This is a genomic window from Marinococcus halotolerans DSM 16375 (assembly GCF_000420725.1).
Taxonomy (GTDB): Bacteria; Bacillota; Bacilli; order Bacillales; family Marinococcaceae; genus Marinococcus; species Marinococcus halotolerans.
On record NZ_ATVM01000007.1, the window covers coordinates 67,670 to 84,760 of the forward strand.

The window sequence follows — 17,091 nt, forward strand, 5'->3', positions numbered from 1 at the left end:
CTTGTAGCACTAAGTGTTTAGAATATTCTGGTACACTTTATCAATTTTTGCGGCCTGGACTTCGACATCAAATTGTTCACGTACTTTCTGCATATTATTTTTACCCATCAGCTCCCGAAGCTCTGGACGTTCGAGCAGCAGCTGCATGCGGGCTGTCAGAGCCTCTACGTCACCGGGATCGATAATAAAACCGTCCGTGCCTTCTGTGATCATCTCCGGAATGCCGCCGACCCGTGTCGAAATAACCGCTGTTCCGTAGTTCATCGCTTCTAAAATCGCCATCGGAAAGCCTTCATTATATGAAGGAAGCACCATCACGTCTGCTTTTTGCAAATACATTTCTCTTTCCTTTTCCCCGGCCCAGCCAAGCACATGCACACAGTGCTCCAGGTTTTTTTCCTTCACCAGGGCTGCCACCTTTTCTACTTCACCGTCTCCGGCAATATGTACATGAAAGCCGCTGTGCGTTTCTGCGATCCGGCCGCATGCCTCCACTAAATCATACACACCCTTTCTATCTCCAAGGCGCCCCATAAAAAGAAAGTTTACCGGCTTTTCACTTTTGTCGTATGTATAGTTTTTTAAGGCGATGCCGTTTTCTATAACTGCAATTTTTTCAAGCGGAACAATATGACGGAAAAACTCCTTCCAGTAGTCGGAAAGCACCACTACCCGTTCACTTAACTGAAGAATGTACTGCGACAGCTTTTTTTCCAACGAATTCATATCCGTATAAAAGCTTTCAAACCTCGAACCGTGAATATGGAGCACGGTCGGAATACCTTTCTTTTTCAAATATAAAACGAACAGAGCTTTGCGGTAAAAACTCCCTGCCACCGAGGCATGCAGGTGAACGATGTCCGGCCTGTTATGCTTTACTTCCTTGACCAGCTGATAAAAAGCACGGATAAACATTTTCACCCGGACAGCTTTTGATTTATTGATATAAGAAGGGATCAGTTTAAAATCATATTTTTCCACCAGCGAAGAGGAAAGGACATTTTTCAGCACGGACACAATGCCGCCTTTGTCCTGTAAGTGTGAGCCGATGATAACTACTTTAGGCAATCAAAAACCCCGTTTCTTTTCATATTTAATTTAAAACAGGCCGAGAAACTTTTTCTTCTGCCTGACCTTTAACGGCTCATCAAGCAGCGGATCTTTATTTTCAATAATACGTTCGGCGTTATCCAAAAAGGTTTCCACGTACTCTGATCCGAGATAATGATCGATGTAATCATAGGCTTCGCGCAGGTCAAACGGGCGCATATCGATGTTGTGGGCATCCGTCGACACAATATGCGTTAAATTGTGGGTGACCATGTCTTCAGCAAACTGCTTGATGCTTTTGTTTACTTTACCGGTGAAGCAGTGGGCGGTAACCTGCGTGAGGGCACCGTTTTTCACGAATTCATGCAAAAGATCCGGCTGCTCGCGGAACGCCTTCGTCCGCTCAGGGTGTACGATGACCGGCACATAGCCCTCCACCTGCAACTCAAACATCAGCTGCTTCGCGTACCGTGGTATCTGCGCACTTGAAAATTCCACAAACACATAGCGGCTGTGATTGAGACCGATCGAAATGCCTTTTTTTAAATCATTGAGCAGTTCGCCGTTAATCCGGTTCTCCTGTCCCGGAAGCACCTTCACGTCAATACGGGCGCTTTTCAGTGACTCGTTAACGTAGTCCACCAGGTGCGGAATGTCGTGGCCGCTGTTGTCCCAGGCGCCGTTTTTGTGGTGCGGTGTAGCAACGACGGTATGTATGCCGTTTAACTGCGCGGCTCTTGCCATTTCGATGCTGTCCTGAATGGTACCGGCCCCGTCATCAATGCCGGGGAGTATATGTGAATGCAAATCAATCATAATCATTTGCTCCTTTACGTTTTTTCCATATCAACAGCTTATCACATTTTTATTTTTTTCTGCATGGTTATTCTCTATACTGGGACTTATATGATTGGAGTGATTACATGGACTACCGCCAGCTTGTCTATTTTATGGAGGCTGCCCGGCTCGAAAGCATCACCCGCGCCGCTGAGCACCTGTACGTTACCCAGCCAACGATCAGCAAGATGCTGCGGCAGCTCGAAGAGGAATGGGGAGTAACGCTGTTTGACCGTTCGCGTAAAAAACTGACCCTTACCGATGCCGGCGCAGTCATGCTCGAGCAGGCAAAAAAAATACGTCACGCCTACCACGGGCTTGAGCACGAGCTCGATGCCCTCCGCGGCTTAAAGCGTGGGCAGCTCCGCATCGGCCTGCCGCCGATCTTAAGCTCCTCCTTTTTCACCCGGGTGATCGCTCCTTTTCACGAAAAATATCCGGAAATCACCCTGCATCTTGAAGAAAACGGCTCGAAAAAAATTGAAGAGGCTCTGCTGCACGGCGAGCTCGACGTCGGGGCCGTGGTCCTGCCGACCGAGGAATCGCTTTTTCATACCCACCCGTTTGTCGACGAACCGCTCCAGGTCGTGCTTCCTGCCCGCCATGAGCTTGCAGCCCAGCCCGATGTCAGTCTGACCGAACTTAGCCGTGACCGTTTTCTTCTGTTTAACCAGGATTTCTCTCTGCGCCAGCAGATCATTACCGCCTGTCGGGATATCGGGTTTATACCCAGCATTCTGTCGGAAAGCTCCCAGTGGGATTTTATTGAGAAAATGGTTGCGAGCGGTCTCGGCATTACCTTACTACCCGAAAGTATCTGCCGGGAGCTTGGCGGCGAGGTCGTTATCCGGCCGCTTGCCGGAGAATCACTCCGTTGGAGGCTCGGCCTCATCTGGCACCGTGAGCACTACCTTTCGTTTATCGCAAAAGAGTGGCTTGATTTCTCCATTCCAGTGCTATCTCAAATGAAGCAGGAGGATTAACGATTTTAACATAGACACAGGTTATGATAATTATATTAACCATTCATTTTTATTATGGTTTCATATGAAGTATCCTTATAAATGAAAGGAGACTTCATTATGCAGGCACGGAAAATGCGTGAAAGCCGTATCGTCAACACTGACCAGGTACTGCTGAACGATTTAAATAATTACAATTCCCTTTTTGGCGGCGTTCTAATGAAAAAACTCGACAGCTGCGCCACGCTGTCGGCCCGCCGGCATTCCCGCGCGAAGGAATGCGTTACCGCTTCGACCGATTCCATCGATTTTCTCTGTTCGATTTTCCAGACGGATTCGGTCTGCATTGAATCATTTGTGTCCTACACCGGCACAAGCTCGATGGAAATTTTCTGCAAGGTCATCGCAGAAGACATGATGAGCGGGGAGCGCCGCATTGCAGCTACTGCCTTTTTAACCTTTGTCGCTCTCGGCGATCACGGCAAACCAGTACCGGTGCCAGGGATCATTCCGGAAACCGATGAAGAAAAAACGCTGTTTGAAACCGGCAAAGACCGCGAAATTGACCGCAAGCACCACCGGCAGAAAAGCAAGGAGCTTGCGAAATTCATTACACTGGAAAAACCATGGGATGAACACGAGGAGGTCACGCAGTATGATCACGTTAACTAGTATTCAAACGCTCCGGAGCGTCGATGAAGAACGAAGCGCATTAAGGCACAACAACGAAGAGCTGTATACGCTTTGGACACATGCGGTTCAGCTGACCCGCAAGCTGCAGCTCCGCTATCAAAGCCTTTGCTCGCTGCTTCAGCCGTCAGGAACCCTCCCGGCTGACGTTGAGGCTCTGCCGGATTCTGTACGCCGCCTTTATATCGAGGAGGTTCAGAAGCTTCGCAGACAGGCAGATGACGAGCAGCTGCAGCATTTTATTCAGACGCTTTCCCCTGAAGAACAGGAAGCCTTCTGTGCGATGACGGCCGGTGCTACACCGGAATCTATTAAAGGGCTGAAAAAATAACGAAACGAGTCCAGGCAATTACATTGTCTGGATTTTTTTGTAACTTCCCTGTCATTTAGACGACTATCATTTGTAGCAAATATCATATAATTACAGCCTATTGAACTATTGCTGAATTAACTATAAAATGAAGCAATACTACATAACTAGGCAGACAGGAGAAATGAACACATATGAAAAAAGCATTACTTATTATTGGCGGGCTGTTTCTGGCGCTCCTTATAGCAGTCGGCATTTACGCCTGGTATCTCTATGACTCCGTGGCAGATACCGCACAAAATATTAACGAAGGCGAAGACCGCCAGAGCAACCTCCGTGATGCGGACGTGGACATGGATTCGAGCGAGCCGATTTCCATTCTGCTTATGGGCGTCGACGCCCGGAACGGAAGCACCTCAGGCCGGACCGACACAATGATTGTAGCAACCATCAACCCGGAAACAGAATCGACCAAAATGGTCAGCATCCCTCGTGATACGTATACGGAAATAATTGGCCGCGGGAATCAGGATAAAATCACGCACGCCTACGCATTTGGCGGGGCTGACATGGCCATGAACACGGTGGAAAATTTTCTCAACGTACCGATTGACTACTATGCTACCATCAACTTCGAAGGGTTTGAGGACATCGTAGACGCTGTTGGCGGCGTCACCGTGGAAAACGATTTTGCTTTTAGCGATAACGGCCATGATTTCCCTGAAGGGGAAATTGAGCTGGACGGCGAGGAAGCACTCACTTACGTGCGCATGAGAAAAGAAGATCCGCGCGGAGACCTTGGACGCAATGAACGCCAGCGCCAGGTTCTCGAAGCCGTGGCGAATAAGGGGCAGAGCGTTACGTCCATTACGCGTATCGGAGACTACCTCGACGTTGTGGAAGAAAATGTGCGCACAAATATGACCTTTGACGACATGAAGGATCTGCGTTCGAATTACTTTGGCGCCCGGAACGATATTGAAAACATCAACTTTGAAAACGGGCAGGACCGGACCATTGACGGTATTTACTACATGGAACAGGACCCGGCCGAAGTGCAGGAAATCTCGAACACGCTCCGCGAACACCTTGAGCTTGAAAACGGAGAAGAAGCGCCCGCAGAATAAAGAAAACGGTGCCCTCAACAGAGGACACCGTTTTTATTTGGCTTTGGAGCGGTTTGGCATAAACCATTTTCGCTTTGCTTTTAATGGAAAAGGTTCTTCAGTACTGACGTACCGGTTATTCAGTACACATCCTGCGTTGTCCTTCAGCATTTGGGCGTACTCTCCGCTGGCAAGCTTTTCTATACTGTCGAAGGCGGTTTCCATGGAAGGATCCCCTTCAAAGGAATCAATGGTTACGTTTGCAGCAATGTGTGCCCACCGGTACTGAACCATTTTTTCAGCCAGATGCCTTTGCGGCTTTGGGGCGGATTTGTTGAAGCTCCCCGCGTTCACCTGCACGAGTGAACCATTTTTAATCAGCCGGTACAGCTCATCAGGATGCTGCTGGAATTCGGTTTCCTTTTCCGGTTCGGCAAGAATCGGCATGTACCCTTCCATACGCAGCTCATGTAAATGCGCGTGCATCTGATGGTAGGACAGTTCTTCACTCCAGTCCACAAGCACGTACCGGCTGCCGTTCAGCGTTAATGCTTCTTCCCTTTTTAATTCACCTGCCAGTGTCTCCGTCAGCCGCACGCACTGCCCTGGATAAATACGGACAGCGCCTAATTCACCGCGCCACTGCTTCTGAAACTGTTCAATTAAAAATGGAATCGTGTCTCCCGGATGTTTGTCGTTACCATGCCATTGCTTCGGGGCAGCAATTATATCCGTTATTCCTGCCTGATTGTACTCTGCGAGTAATTGCCTGACATTGTTTTCTTTCTCCGCCGTTTCATCTTCATCATTTAAGATGTAGCTGTTAATGTCAATCAATTCTTCCACTCCTTTTAACCAAGTTCCCCGACTTTAATTCTGCAAAATAATTTCGTAGTACAATGATAGCACAAATCACAGAAAAAAGTGATATGAACCTAGTTCTTTTTTCACTAAACCCTTTGATTTTTATCATAAAAAAAGGCTGAAAGCAACTACTCTGCTTTTCAGCCTTACGGATATTTATTTTATCTAGAAGCGGCCGGCGCCAATGTAACGGGATTTCCAGTAGGAGCTGTTCATATCGGAAATAGTGACACCTGTCGAGGCGCCGGCATGAAGAAACTTGCCGTTTCCAACGTAGAAGCCCATGTGCGATGGACCGGTTCTTGTTTCATAAAATACTGCGTCACCAACGCTTGGGTTCGACACCTTCGAAACCTGCGTCCACATCTGTGCAACTGTCCGTTTCGTCGTCACACCGTGCTGCTTCATCACGTACTGCACGAAGCCGCTGCAGTCAAACCCGCTCGGAGAAGTGCCACCCCACACGTACGGAGTGCCGATGTACTGTTTGCCTGTATTGACTACCGCTGACGAAGAACCTGTCGATACACCCGCTACTGCACTGCTCGAATTTGAACTGCCTGAGGAAGCTGTTACACTGCTGCTTAATGCCTTTCTCGTTACCGGCCCGACGACACCGTCCACGCCAATGCCGGCTGCCCGCTGAAAGTCTTTTACTGCTGCATCTGTTACAGGTCCGAACACACCGTCCACAGCGCTGCTATAAAATCCTTTGCTTTTCAGCGTGCTCTGCAGGCTGCTCACTTCACTTCCGCGGTCGCCCCGGCGGAGACTGGAAGATACGCTCGAGCTGGAAGAGCCTGAAGAATTCGAAGAAACGCTGGAGGAGGAGCTGCCGCCGCCGAGGTTCATTTTACTGAATGTGATTGGTCCGGCTACGCCGTCCACACCAATGTTCTTTGCGCGCTGGAACGATTTCAGGGAACTCGCTGTTACCGGGCCGAATACGCCGTCTATTGCGCCGGTGTGAAAGCCTTCGCTTTGCAGATACTCCTGCAGTTCTTTTACATCGGAATTCCGGTGGCCTGCTTTCAATGTCTGGTCTCCGAGCGCTGCGTCTGCAACAGTCGGTGTGGCGAGAAGTCCTGCTGCGAGGGCAGCGCTGAATAAGAATTTTTTCATCATGTTTTCGTCTGTAAGGTCTCTTAATATCCGGAGTGGGTATGTTGTGATTCTAAAGTTTCAGAAAAAAGCATCTGATAGAAATATATGTAATAAAAGGGATATTTTTTATTATTAAGAGTTTAAGACGATTACACCTCCTGTTATTTTATTTTTGAGTTATTTAATATGTTTTTTCCGTTTTATAAGCTACTCGTATTATATGTTGGCGATATAACTAATTCAATAGAACGAGAACTTTTGTTACACAACTGTAATTTTGCACACAAATACGTAACTTTATTGGTGATATTGGACCTACTCAAAACTTTATACCCGTTATAATAGACTCAGCGAATTAAAAAAAGCTTCTTCCGCCTGCAGTTTGGCGGAAGAAGCTTTATCTTTATATTACATTTGCAGTATTCTATGTTCTTTAATATAGTCAATGACCTCTTCAACGCTTATATCGTCTGCGAGAATATATCTGCTGCGCTGATGCACCTCCGGCTTTTCAAGAATATTAAGCTTTACGCAATAGCGGAACAGAAGTGTTATAAACTGTCGCAGCGTCGAGGCCTGGTAGGTGGATTTCTCCTTCAGTGAATCACCGAAGGCTTCAAAGTAATCCTTGGAGGAAAAAGGAGACTTATTTTCCCAGGAGACCAGGTTCTGCAAAAACGTTCTGAAAAAATCAACGCTTACGGCATACGTCTGCGGGGCTTTTTTAAATTTCAGCAGTCCTTCTTCCTCAATATAGTATAAAAGGAGCGTTTCCCTCCCCCGTCCTGCAGAAATGGTGTTTCCGTTCACCCGGGGCTGCTCTCTGAACGAGACTGTCGGAGCGGACAAGTCGACTAATCCGTTTTCCCCGGGCATTACAGTCTCTGCTCCGTTTCGCTCCGGATAACTGACGTCCTCTCCTGCGATAAAGGCCTCCATCCGCTCGAGGTTACGCATATGGTGCACGGCCTGCTCGGCCCGGTCGTAGTTATGGTCCTGGATCGCCTCGTGCAGAATTTCCTGTAACTGTTCTTCATATTTTGCTGCCATTAAGGGTAAATCTCCTTTCTTCAGTGACGGGCTCCGTAATATTAATCATTTTTGCGCCTGTATAGATATTGATTCATTTAGCTGCACAGGTGCAAAAATAATTAAACATTTGAATTATACTTAATACATTTTTTCATATTGGCGTTCCGGCGTCTATACTTTTTTACTGTATAATTATAAATTTCACACGGACCTCTTCTATCTTACGTTATTCTTCTACTACTTTCATCGGTCTTCATTCTCGATATTTACAGCTGCATTTATTAATTATTTTCATATAAACATGAAAAAGCCGGAAAAAAGCGTGAATCTGCTCTTTTCCGGCTTATATATACAATATGCAGCTTACAGTGTAACATCCACCGGACGGCGCTTTCGGAAAAACCTCCAGGAACGGTAGCCAATCTGCTTCAGGCGCTCCCGTACTTCTTCCAGATCTTCCCCGATTCTCTCCGGTACGTGCGCATCGGAGCCAAACGTCACCGGAACGTTGTAATACAGGGCGCGCTCAAGCAGATCATCCGACGGATACCAGCCTCCGCAGTATTTGGTTTTGCCCGAGGTGTTAATTTCAATGGCTGTGCCTTCTTCCCCGATTATTCGGAGCGTCTTATCCACCTCCGGGGTATCGATCTCTGACGCATATGGAAAATATCCCTTCAGGGCATCGATATGGCCCAGAATATCAAACATACCGCTTTTGGCGGACAGAGCAATCTGACGGTAATATTCTTCCTTTACCTGGCGGATACCCGCATCATCCATGCCTTCCCATCTGGACGTATCGAAAATGTTGATGCCGTTTACAAAATGAACCGAACCAATCACATAATCCATTGGATATTTCCCGTACTGCTTCCGGTAAGGTGCTTCCTGGTCAGGAAAATAGTCGGATTCCACGCCGATCAGCACTTCAATATCGTTTATGTATTTTTCTTTCAGCTGCCGGATTTCTTCAATATAAGCCGGGAATTCTCCTTTAGCCATCGTAATGCGTGGATGCGGCTGCTCTTCGTCGCTTGCAAAGAACGGGGAATGGTCGGAAATACCAATTACGTCGAGCTTTTTTTGGATCGCTGCCTGAATGTAATCCTCAATCGTTCCTTCTGCGTGTCCGCAGCGAACGTGATGATTATGAAGGTCAAATTTCACTTTGATCACCTTTCTTTTTCTTTTTATCGTACCATGCCTGTGTTAAAAATCTATTGAAAAAATGGTATAGACATCTATATATAATGTGTTACTATGTTTGTAAGCGTTACCTTATCGATGTCGTCAGATTCTTTGACAGAGTTTTTAAATTTTTAAGAAAATTGGTATAGACATCTATAACTAAAATAAGGTACATTTTCATCATACATTCTATAAAAGGGGGATCTACTTATGCTTGGAAACATTCAAATCATGGGCAAGTTCCAAAAGCTCGGGCGTTCATTAATGCTCCCGATCGCAGTCCTGCCGGCTGCCGCTCTTATTCTTCGCTTCGGGCAGGAGGATCTGCTCGATATCGCCTTTGTCGCCAACGCCGGCCAGTTTATTTTCGATAACCTGGCACTGCTGTTTGCGGTAGGACTGGCGATTGGTTTTTCGAGAGACGGCAGCGGCGCCGCTGCACTTGCGGGCGTTGTCGGTTATTTAATTTTAACTGGGGGACTGGAAGGGATAAACGAAGATATAAACATGGGAGTGTTTGGCGGCATAATCGCAGGTATTACGGCCGGACTTTTATATAACCGCTTTTATAACATTCAGCTGCCGCAGTTCCTCGGCTTCTTCGGAGGCAGGCGGTTCGTACCTATTATCACCGCCGTTACGATGCTCGTATTTGCATTTATATTCGGTTATGTGTGGCCGCCGGTGCAGACCGGTATTGATCAGGTTACCAATGTAATTACAGGAACTGGAGCCGCCGGAGCCGGGCTGTACGGATTTTTAAACCGGCTTTTGATTCCAACCGGTCTTCATCATATTATCAACGTGTATATATGGTTTGATTTTGGTTCCTTCCAGGGCTATAACGGGGAAATCACCCGTTTCTTAAACGGTGACCCGGACGCTGGCGCCTATACGGCCGGATTCTTTCCGATTATGATGTTTGGCCTTCCGGGTGCGTGTCTCGCTATGATCATGGCCGCGAAGCCCGAGCGCCGCAAAGAAGTTGCCGGCATGCTCGGCAGCCTGGCCCTCACTTCTTTTTTGACCGGTATTACAGAACCAATTGAGTTTACATTTATGTTTCTTTCCCCGCTGCTTTATGTCGTGCACGCGCTCATGACCGGGCTTGCAATGATGGTAACATTCCAGCTGGGAATATTGGACGCCTTTGGTTTTTCTGCCGGCTTCATAGACTACCTGCTCAACTTCGGCATTGCGACCAAGCCGGTGCTGCTGCTCGGGGTAGGGTTAATATTCGGTGTTCTTTACTTCGTGATCTTCTCAGCGCTGATCCGGCTGCTGAATATTAAAACACCAGGCCGCGAGGATGAAGAAACGGTCACCACCACCAATACGTTCAGCGGCGATGACAAATATGAATCGCTCGCCAAAAATTACGTAGCTGCCCTCGGCGGGTATTCCAATATTCAATCGATCGATAACTGTGTGACGAGGCTGCGGCTTCAAATGAACGATATGGACGAAGTCGATGAAGACAGGCTGAAGCAAAACGGCGCACGCGGCGTCGTAAAAGTAGATAAAACCAACCTGCAGGTCATTATTGGCACTGAGGTGGAGTTTGTCGCGGACGCTATGCGTACCCAGGACCCTGATTCCAAGGCAGAATAACCATTGCCCCCGTTTCAAAGGCGGGGGCTTTTTCTCTGCCAAAAAACAGGTATACTTTTACCGTGAAGAAAGGATGAGATGTATGATGATAGAGAACTATTTTTCCCAAATTCGTGAGCAGCTGAACACTGTGGAAGAACAGGAATACAGTCAGATGGAGGCTTGTGCCAAAGCGATCGCCAACACGCTCGCGCAGGACGGGATCATTCACCTATTCGGATGCGGGCATTCGCATCTTCTTTCGCTTGAAGTCTACTACCGGGCCGGCGGGCTCGTGCCGATCCACCCCATTCTTCACGAGCCGGTGATGCTTCACGAAGGGGCTCTGCGTTCCTCGGAGCTTGAACGGACAAATGATTACGCCTCTAAGTTTTTAGTGAATGAAAATATTCAGCCGGAGGACACCGTGATCGTTATTTCCACCTCCGGAAGAAACCCTGTACCCGTCGATGTCGCCCTCTACGCCAAAAAAGCCGGCGCTGCGGTCGCCGGTCTCACATCAGTTGCTTATTCTTCGGCTCAGCCCTCCCGTCATAAAGACGGCTTCAGGCTGATGGATGTCGTCGATATCGTCCTCGATAACCATGCTCCGCCCGGCGACGCCCTGCTGACGCATCCACATGTCCCGACTCCTTTTGCCTCAAGCTCTACAGCAGTAGGAACCGCCATGCTGCAGGCAGCTATTGCCCGTGCAATCGAAATAACGGCGGACCGCGGAGAAACCCCGCCTATTTTTGCGAGCGGCAATGCTGACGGCGGGGATGCCCAAAACGAACAGTGGCTGCAGAAATACCGGGACCGTCTTGGGTTTTAAAGGCAGTCGGGGTTAAGAGACCTCACAACCTCTTTCATGCCTTTTCACCACAATTTTCAGCCGGATGAAAAATCCGATGGCGGCACTTGTCAGCCCGACAGTGATCCCGAGCCAGAGGCCGAAAGGGCCGAGCGGTGTCGTGACAGCAAGCAGGTATCCCGCCGGCAGTCCGAGCGCCCAGTAGGACACGAGCGCCGTGAAAAACGGCACGGTCACATCTTTATAGCCCCGAAGCACGCCCTGAAGCGACGCCTGGGCAGCATCTGAAATCTGATAGACGATCGCAAACAGGAAAAACTGGGCAGCAAGCTGTACTACTTCTTCATTGGTTGTGTAAATGTAGGCGATCGGCTCGCGCAGCAGAAATATTCCTATGGAAGCCACGCCCAATATTCCCATAGCTGAAGCTACCCCGAGGCGTGTATACGCTTTGGCCCCTTCCAGGTAGCCGCCGCCGACTTCAAAGGCAACCACGATCGTCAGCGCAATGGAAATGCTTAACGGCACCATAAATATCAGGGACGTGAAGCTGAGCGCCACCTGGTGGGCAGCGACCGTAACGGTGCTGAACAGCGACGCCATCAATAAACTTACTGCCGAAAAAATACTCGATTCAAAAAACAGCGACATCCCCATCGGCACGCCGATCCGCAGCTGTTCCTTCCACGCCTGCCAGGATGGCCTGTACCAATCCAAAAAGATTCGGAACTGCCTCATAGCCGGAATCCGGAACGTCATCATAATACTGAACGCAAAAATGAGCCAATAGGAAATCGCCGTAGCGTAGCCGGCCCCGATGCCGCCAAGCTCCGGAAAGCCGAATTTGCCAAAAATTAATACGTAATTAAAGAACGCGTTAAACGGCAGTGTACCCAGCATGATCACCATCGTAATCCGCGTATGGCCCTGAGCATCAAAAAAGTTCCGGAGCACGATCGATAAGAAGAACGGAATAATTCCAAAAGCGAGGCCGATTAAATAATGCGAAGCAATTCGTTCGACGCCCGGCTCGAGCGACATAAACGAAAGAGCCGGGCTTAACGCCGCCGCTCCGAGCGTAATGACAAGCACTCCGAAAAGCACACCCAGATACAGCCCCTGCGTAATCGTGCCGGCAATTTTTCTTCCTTCTCCAGCACCAAGCTGCTGGGAGACGATCGGTGTAATGGCGAGAAGGATGCCGTTCACCGCTGTAAATACCGGCATCCACAGATTCGCCCCGATCGCCACGCCCGCCAGGTCGTCTGTCCCCGCCCGTCCGGACATGATTGTATCTATTAAATTCATGCCAAAATAGCTCAGCTGCGTAATCAAAATGGGTCCTAAAATAACCATAAACAGCCGCAGCTTCTCTTTAATCGTTTCTGCGTGATACATACTCTGCCTCCTGCTGACATCCCCGTCCGTTCTGTTCATCTGTATAGAATAACATTGATCAGCCGGAAAGGGCACCGTATTCATGCAGGCGGCTTAACCGCTGTCCATGTTTCCATAGGTGACTTCTGTGCTGTGGGAATACAGCTCGATGATATTACCGAACGGGTCTTCCATATATACGAGCCGGTACGGCTTTCCTTCCCGGGGACTCCATATCCGGCTCCGCTGTTTTCCTCCCTCCGCTTCTATGCGTGCGGCGGTTTCTTCAATGCCGGAGACGAGCAGACAGAGGTGAAAAAAGCGCTGCTGCCATGGCGGGCTGTCCTGCGGCCCAGGCCGGGGATCAACAAACTCAAACAGCTCGAGACCTACCTGATTACCTGTGGTCAGATGCGCGTTGCGCATCTCTTTTACTTCTTCACCGAGAAGATCCATCGTCATATTCGTGGAAGCATCGTCCGTTTGCTCAGCTTTCGCCGTAAACGGACCGGCCAGAAGCTCAAAATCCAGCACCTCTGTGTACCATTCGACAGCAGCGTCGATATCCGGCACGGTTAAACCGATATGGGTGATTCCCGTCATAATCTCCCTCCTTTGTCATACAAAAGCCGTTCCCATTATGGAAACGGCTTAACCCTGTAAGGGATGAAAAATATTAATAAAACAGCCGGTGCGGATGCTCTAAAATACCGGTGAGCTCCGCGAGAAACCGGCCGGCTGGTTCGCCGTCCAGGGCCCGGTGGTCAAACGTCAGGCTTAGCGGCAGCAGCTTTCGCTCCATCGGAGTGCCTTCGTAAAACTGGACCCCGTCCTGCACGGCGCCGACGCCCAGTATAGCCGCTTCGGGAGTATTTAAAATTGGGGTGAAGTATTCAACTCCGGTCGCACCGAGGTTCGTAATCGTAAACGTGGACCCCTGCATATCCTCAGACGCCAGCTGGTTTTCCCTCGCTCCGTGTCCGAGCAGACGGATGCTCTCTCCAATCTCCCGCACCGATTTGGCTTCGGCGTGGAAGATGACCGGCACAACGAGACCCTCTGTTAACGCAGCCGCTATTCCCAGGTGCACGTGATCGTAGCGGTAAAGCATACCGTCCTGAAACGAAGCGTTCGCCGCCGGGTGCTTCTGGAGAGCCAGCACCGCTGCTTTGGCAATGAACGCCGTCAGTGTCATCGTTTTCGCCTCCCCGTTCTGCTCAAGCTCGGCGTTCGCCTGCTTCTGTATCTGCAGCAGCCCGGTAATATCTGCCTTTCTCATCAGCGTAAGCTGAGCGCTTTCCTGCAGGCTCTGCTGCATACGCTCGGCGATGACTTTACGCATTCCTTTAACAGCCGTCACCTGAGTGGTGTCGAGCGATGGATTGGCGGAGGCCGGCTCGTTTTGCGGCGGAGCAGTGCTTTCCTCCTCGCCAGCCGATTCTATTAGCGTCTCCACATCCTTCTTCGTAATCCTTCCTTTCGGCCCCGTGCCTTCAATGCTGTCTACCGGAATGCCGTGAGCCGCGGCCAGCTTTTTGGCTGCCGGAGACACCCGCACACGCGATTCAGCCTGGGGCGCATGCGTTATTTCCCGGGAAATAGCCGGCTCTTCTGCGACCGCTTCTGCCGGTTCCGGGGCGGCCGGTGCTGCTCCTTCTTCGGCTGCTGTGCTTTCTGTTATTTGTTCACCAGGCTCTCCCATGTAGGCAATCACCTGACCGACCGCCAGTGTCTCGTCTTCTGCGGCGGTGATTTTGAGCATCCGGCCGTCTGCAGGCGCCTCCACTTCATTGGTGATTTTATCCGAGCTGACCGTGACAATCGGCTCCCCTTTTTTAATATCGTCTCCTTCCTTTTTCAGCCATTCGGCAATGGTTCCTTCGTTCATACTCATTCCAAACTTTGGCATGACGATCTCTGTGGCCATACTGTCCCTCCTTTCGTTTACGTAGTCATTGCGGTATCTTCACCGGTAAGCTCCATGACGGTCCGGACAATCGTGTCCGCAGACGGCAGATACAGATCCTCAAGGACCGGCGAAAACGGCACCGGTGAATGCGGGGCGGTAATCCGTTTGATCGGTGCATCGAGCGAATCAAATCCTTTATCTGCCACCATCGCAGCAATATCGGTCGCTACGTTGCAGCGCGGAGTCGCTTCGTCTACGACAATTAAATGGTTGGTTTTGTCCACCGAAGCTAAAATCGTATCTTCATCCAGCGGTGACAGGCTGCGCGGATCGACAATTTCCGCCTGGATGCCCTTAGCTGCCAGCTGCTCCGCTGCTTCAAGCGCGGTATGCACCTGCTTGCCGATGGCAACGATCGTAACGTCACTGCCTTCGCGTTTGATATCCGCCTTGCCGAGGTCGGTAGTATAATAGCCTTCCGGCACGTCACCTTTCATATTGTATAGCGTCTTATCTTCAAAAAAGACGACCAGGTCATCATCTTCAATCGCTGCAATCAGGAGCCCCTTCGCTTCTGCCGGCGTGGAGGGGACGACCGTTTTCAGCCCCGGTATTGCGGTAAACATTCCGTACAGGCTCTGTGAATGCTGGGCTGCTGCCCGGAAGCCCGCTCCGTGCATTGTCCGGATCGTCAGCGGCACCTTCGCTTTGCCGCCGAACATGTAGCGCAGCTTGGCCCCCTGGTTCATGACTTCGTCGAGGCAGCTGCCAATAAAGTCGTTAAACATCAGCTCCGTCACCGGCCGCATGCCGGTTGCCGCTGCACTGACGGCCGCTCCGACATATCCTGCTTCTGCAATCGGCGTATCGAGAATCCGGTCTCTTCCGAATTCCTGCACCAGTCCCTGCGTTACACCCATGACCCCGCCCCAGGCTTCCTCGTCCTGCAGATGATCGACAGCCGCGCCGCCGGCTACGTCTTCGCCCATTAAAATAACGTTTTTATCCCGGCGCATCGTTTCGGCAAGTGCTTCATTAATCGCATCGGAAAAGCTGATGGTCCGTCCCATTACGACTCCCTCCCTGTGTTCGTGTAATTCACATACACGTCCGTTATTAAGCTCCCGGCATCCGGGTAATCACTGCTTTCGGCAAATTCGACGGCGGCCTGGATGGAGGCTTTCACCTGTTCATCCAGCTTGTTCAGCCCTTCTTCATTGGAAAGGTTGTGCTGGAGCATATACTGGCGGAACTGTAAAATCGCATCCTTGTCCTTCAAATGCTCTTCGCGCTCCTCTGAGCCTTTATATTTCTGGGCATCGCCTTCGAAGTGCCCGTAGTTCCGGTACGTTTTGCATTCAATCAGAGAAGGACCCTCGCCGTTTCTTGCCCGCGTGACTGCGCGTTCTGCCGCTTCATACACAGCCATTGCATCCTTGCCGTCAACAATTTCTCCCGGGATCCCGTAGGAGGCTGCCCGGTCGGCAATATTTTCGCAGCTTGAAGCGTAGGAAAACGGGGTTGCTTCGGCGTAGCCGTTGTTTTCAGCTACAAAGATCACCGGCAGGTTCCAGATGGCTGCCATATTAATGCCTTCATGAAATGTGCCGTGGTTGTTGGCCCCGTCTCCAAAAAAGCAGACCGCCACGCCGCCGGTGTCCTGCAGCTTCGCTGTCAAACCTGCGCCTGTCGCGAGTGGAAATCCGCCGCCGACGATGCCATTTGCCCCGAGCATGCCTTTACTGACGTCAGCAATGTGCATCGAGCCGCCTTTACCGTTACAGAGCCCGGTTTCTTTACCATAAATCTCCGCCATCATGCCGTTCAGGTCACAGCCCTTTGCGATACAGTGCCCGTGCCCGCGGTGAGTGCTTGTGATGCTGTCTTTGTCATTCAGATGCGCGCAGACGCCGACGGCCACCGCTTCTTCCCCTGCATACAAATGAACAAATCCTGGCAGCACTCCCTTGCTGAACGTTTCATGGACAGTGTCTTCAAAATGCCGAATTTCAGACATTTTCTGGTACATCCACATGGCCTGATGGGAATCCATTGTCTGCGTTCTAGTGTTGGACGCTTCCATACTGCTCCTCCTTTAATATTCATTTATTGCAGGCAAAGAAGCCTGCGGGTCTTCCTGCTCTACATACTTGCAAGTTTTGTGCCAACAATATTAACGTTATTTCAGGCATTCGCTTTAGATTTCAGGCTTTTGCCTCCATTAAAAAATGGGACAATCTGGAGCACGAGGCCCC

The 17,091-nt window shown here is 50.0% G+C and carries 17 protein-coding genes; 6 read left to right on the forward strand and 11 right to left on the reverse strand.

All coding sequences use genetic code 11. From position 1 onward, the window contains the following. Positions 1 to 9 precede the first annotated feature (9 nt). Both G548_RS0107075 and G548_RS0107080 read right to left on the reverse strand, forming a co-directional pair. The gene (locus G548_RS0107075; RefSeq protein WP_022793460.1) at positions 10 to 1,068 is read right to left on the reverse strand and encodes a glycosyltransferase family 4 protein; all 1,059 of its coding nucleotides are present in this window, start codon (positions 1,066 to 1,068) and stop codon (positions 10 to 12) included. A gap of 30 nt (positions 1,069 to 1,098) precedes the next feature. Continuing rightward, positions 1,099 to 1,866, reverse strand: a complete 768-nt coding sequence (locus G548_RS0107080; RefSeq protein ID WP_022793461.1) for a tyrosine-protein phosphatase — start codon at positions 1,864 to 1,866, stop codon at positions 1,099 to 1,101. Positions 1,867 to 1,973: 107 nt separating this feature from the next. On the opposite strand from G548_RS0107080, the gene G548_RS0107085 reads away from it, so the two are divergent. The 4 genes from G548_RS0107085 (at position 1,974) to G548_RS0107100 (ending at position 4,976) form a co-directional block, all read left to right on the forward strand. Then, positions 1,974 to 2,870 carry a LysR family transcriptional regulator gene (locus G548_RS0107085; RefSeq protein WP_022793462.1) on the forward strand — a complete coding sequence of 299 codons (897 nt, stop codon included), beginning with the start codon at positions 1,974 to 1,976 and terminating at the stop codon, positions 2,868 to 2,870. A 99-nt stretch (positions 2,871 to 2,969) separates the two neighbouring features. Beyond that, positions 2,970 to 3,521: an acyl-CoA thioesterase gene (locus tag G548_RS17600; protein ID WP_022793463.1), complete on the forward strand. Its 552-nt coding sequence runs from the start codon at positions 2,970 to 2,972 to the stop codon at positions 3,519 to 3,521. Beyond that, positions 3,505 to 3,870 (forward strand): hypothetical protein, encoded by a 366-nt coding sequence (locus tag G548_RS0107095; protein WP_022793464.1) that lies wholly within the window; start codon positions 3,505 to 3,507, stop codon positions 3,868 to 3,870. Before G548_RS17600 ends, G548_RS0107095 begins: the two co-directional genes overlap by 17 nt. A 173-nt stretch (positions 3,871 to 4,043) precedes the next feature. Further along, entirely contained in the window at positions 4,044 to 4,976 is a 933-nt protein-coding gene (locus G548_RS0107100; protein ID WP_022793465.1) for an LCP family glycopolymer transferase, read from the forward strand. Between the two features lie 33 nt (positions 4,977 to 5,009). On the opposite strand, the gene G548_RS0107105 is transcribed toward G548_RS0107100, so the two are convergent. The 4 genes from G548_RS0107105 to G548_RS0107120 form a co-directional block, all read right to left on the reverse strand. Further along, a complete protein-coding gene (locus G548_RS0107105) occupies positions 5,010 to 5,792 on the reverse strand; it encodes a CpsB/CapC family capsule biosynthesis tyrosine phosphatase (protein ID WP_022793466.1) in 783 nt (260 codons plus the stop codon). A 192-nt stretch (positions 5,793 to 5,984) separates the two neighbouring features. After that, a complete protein-coding gene (locus G548_RS0107110) occupies positions 5,985 to 6,941 on the reverse strand; it encodes a C40 family peptidase (RefSeq protein WP_027847254.1) in 957 nt (318 codons plus the stop codon). Between the two features lie 390 nt (positions 6,942 to 7,331). Beyond that, positions 7,332 to 7,973, reverse strand: coding sequence for a hypothetical protein (locus tag G548_RS0107115; protein WP_022793468.1), 642 nt, complete (start codon positions 7,971 to 7,973; stop codon positions 7,332 to 7,334). A 345-nt stretch (positions 7,974 to 8,318) separates the two neighbouring features. Further along, positions 8,319 to 9,125 (reverse strand): histidinol-phosphatase, encoded by an 807-nt coding sequence (locus G548_RS0107120; protein WP_027847255.1) that lies wholly within the window; start codon positions 9,123 to 9,125, stop codon positions 8,319 to 8,321. Between the two features lie 249 nt (positions 9,126 to 9,374). Here G548_RS0107120 and nagE point away from each other — a divergent pair, with 249 nt between their 5' ends. Further along, complete coding sequence (gene nagE / locus G548_RS0107125; RefSeq protein WP_027847256.1) at positions 9,375 to 10,757, forward strand: N-acetylglucosamine-specific PTS transporter subunit IIBC; 1,383 nt, start codon at positions 9,375 to 9,377, stop codon at positions 10,755 to 10,757. 85 nt (positions 10,758 to 10,842) lie between these two features. Continuing rightward, positions 10,843 to 11,571, forward strand: coding sequence for an SIS domain-containing protein (locus G548_RS0107130; protein WP_027847257.1), 729 nt, complete (start codon positions 10,843 to 10,845; stop codon positions 11,569 to 11,571). A 12-nt stretch (positions 11,572 to 11,583) separates the two neighbouring features. Here the strand turns inward: G548_RS0107130 and G548_RS0107135 are convergent, their stop codons facing one another. The 5 genes from G548_RS0107135 to G548_RS0107155 all read right to left on the reverse strand — a co-directional run bounded on the left by G548_RS0107135 (position 11,584) and on the right by G548_RS0107155 (position 16,919). Continuing rightward, positions 11,584 to 12,948, reverse strand: coding sequence for an MATE family efflux transporter (locus tag G548_RS0107135; RefSeq protein WP_022793472.1), 1,365 nt, complete (start codon positions 12,946 to 12,948; stop codon positions 11,584 to 11,586). 93 nt (positions 12,949 to 13,041) lie between these two features. Beyond that, positions 13,042 to 13,530, reverse strand: a complete 489-nt coding sequence (locus tag G548_RS0107140) for a VOC family protein (protein ID WP_022793473.1) — start codon at positions 13,528 to 13,530, stop codon at positions 13,042 to 13,044. A gap of 73 nt (positions 13,531 to 13,603) precedes the next feature. After that, positions 13,604 to 14,854 (reverse strand): dihydrolipoamide acetyltransferase family protein, encoded by a 1,251-nt coding sequence (locus G548_RS0107145; protein WP_022793474.1) that lies wholly within the window; start codon positions 14,852 to 14,854, stop codon positions 13,604 to 13,606. A 17-nt stretch (positions 14,855 to 14,871) separates the two neighbouring features. Continuing rightward, positions 14,872 to 15,906, reverse strand: coding sequence for an alpha-ketoacid dehydrogenase subunit beta (locus tag G548_RS0107150; protein WP_022793475.1), 1,035 nt, complete (start codon positions 15,904 to 15,906; stop codon positions 14,872 to 14,874). After that, on the reverse strand, positions 15,906 to 16,919 hold the full coding sequence (locus G548_RS0107155) for a thiamine pyrophosphate-dependent dehydrogenase E1 component subunit alpha (RefSeq protein WP_022793476.1): 1,014 nt from the start codon (positions 16,917 to 16,919) through the stop codon (positions 15,906 to 15,908). The genes G548_RS0107150 and G548_RS0107155 overlap by 1 nt, the downstream gene beginning before the upstream one ends. Between the last annotated feature and the right edge of the window lie 172 nt (positions 16,920 to 17,091).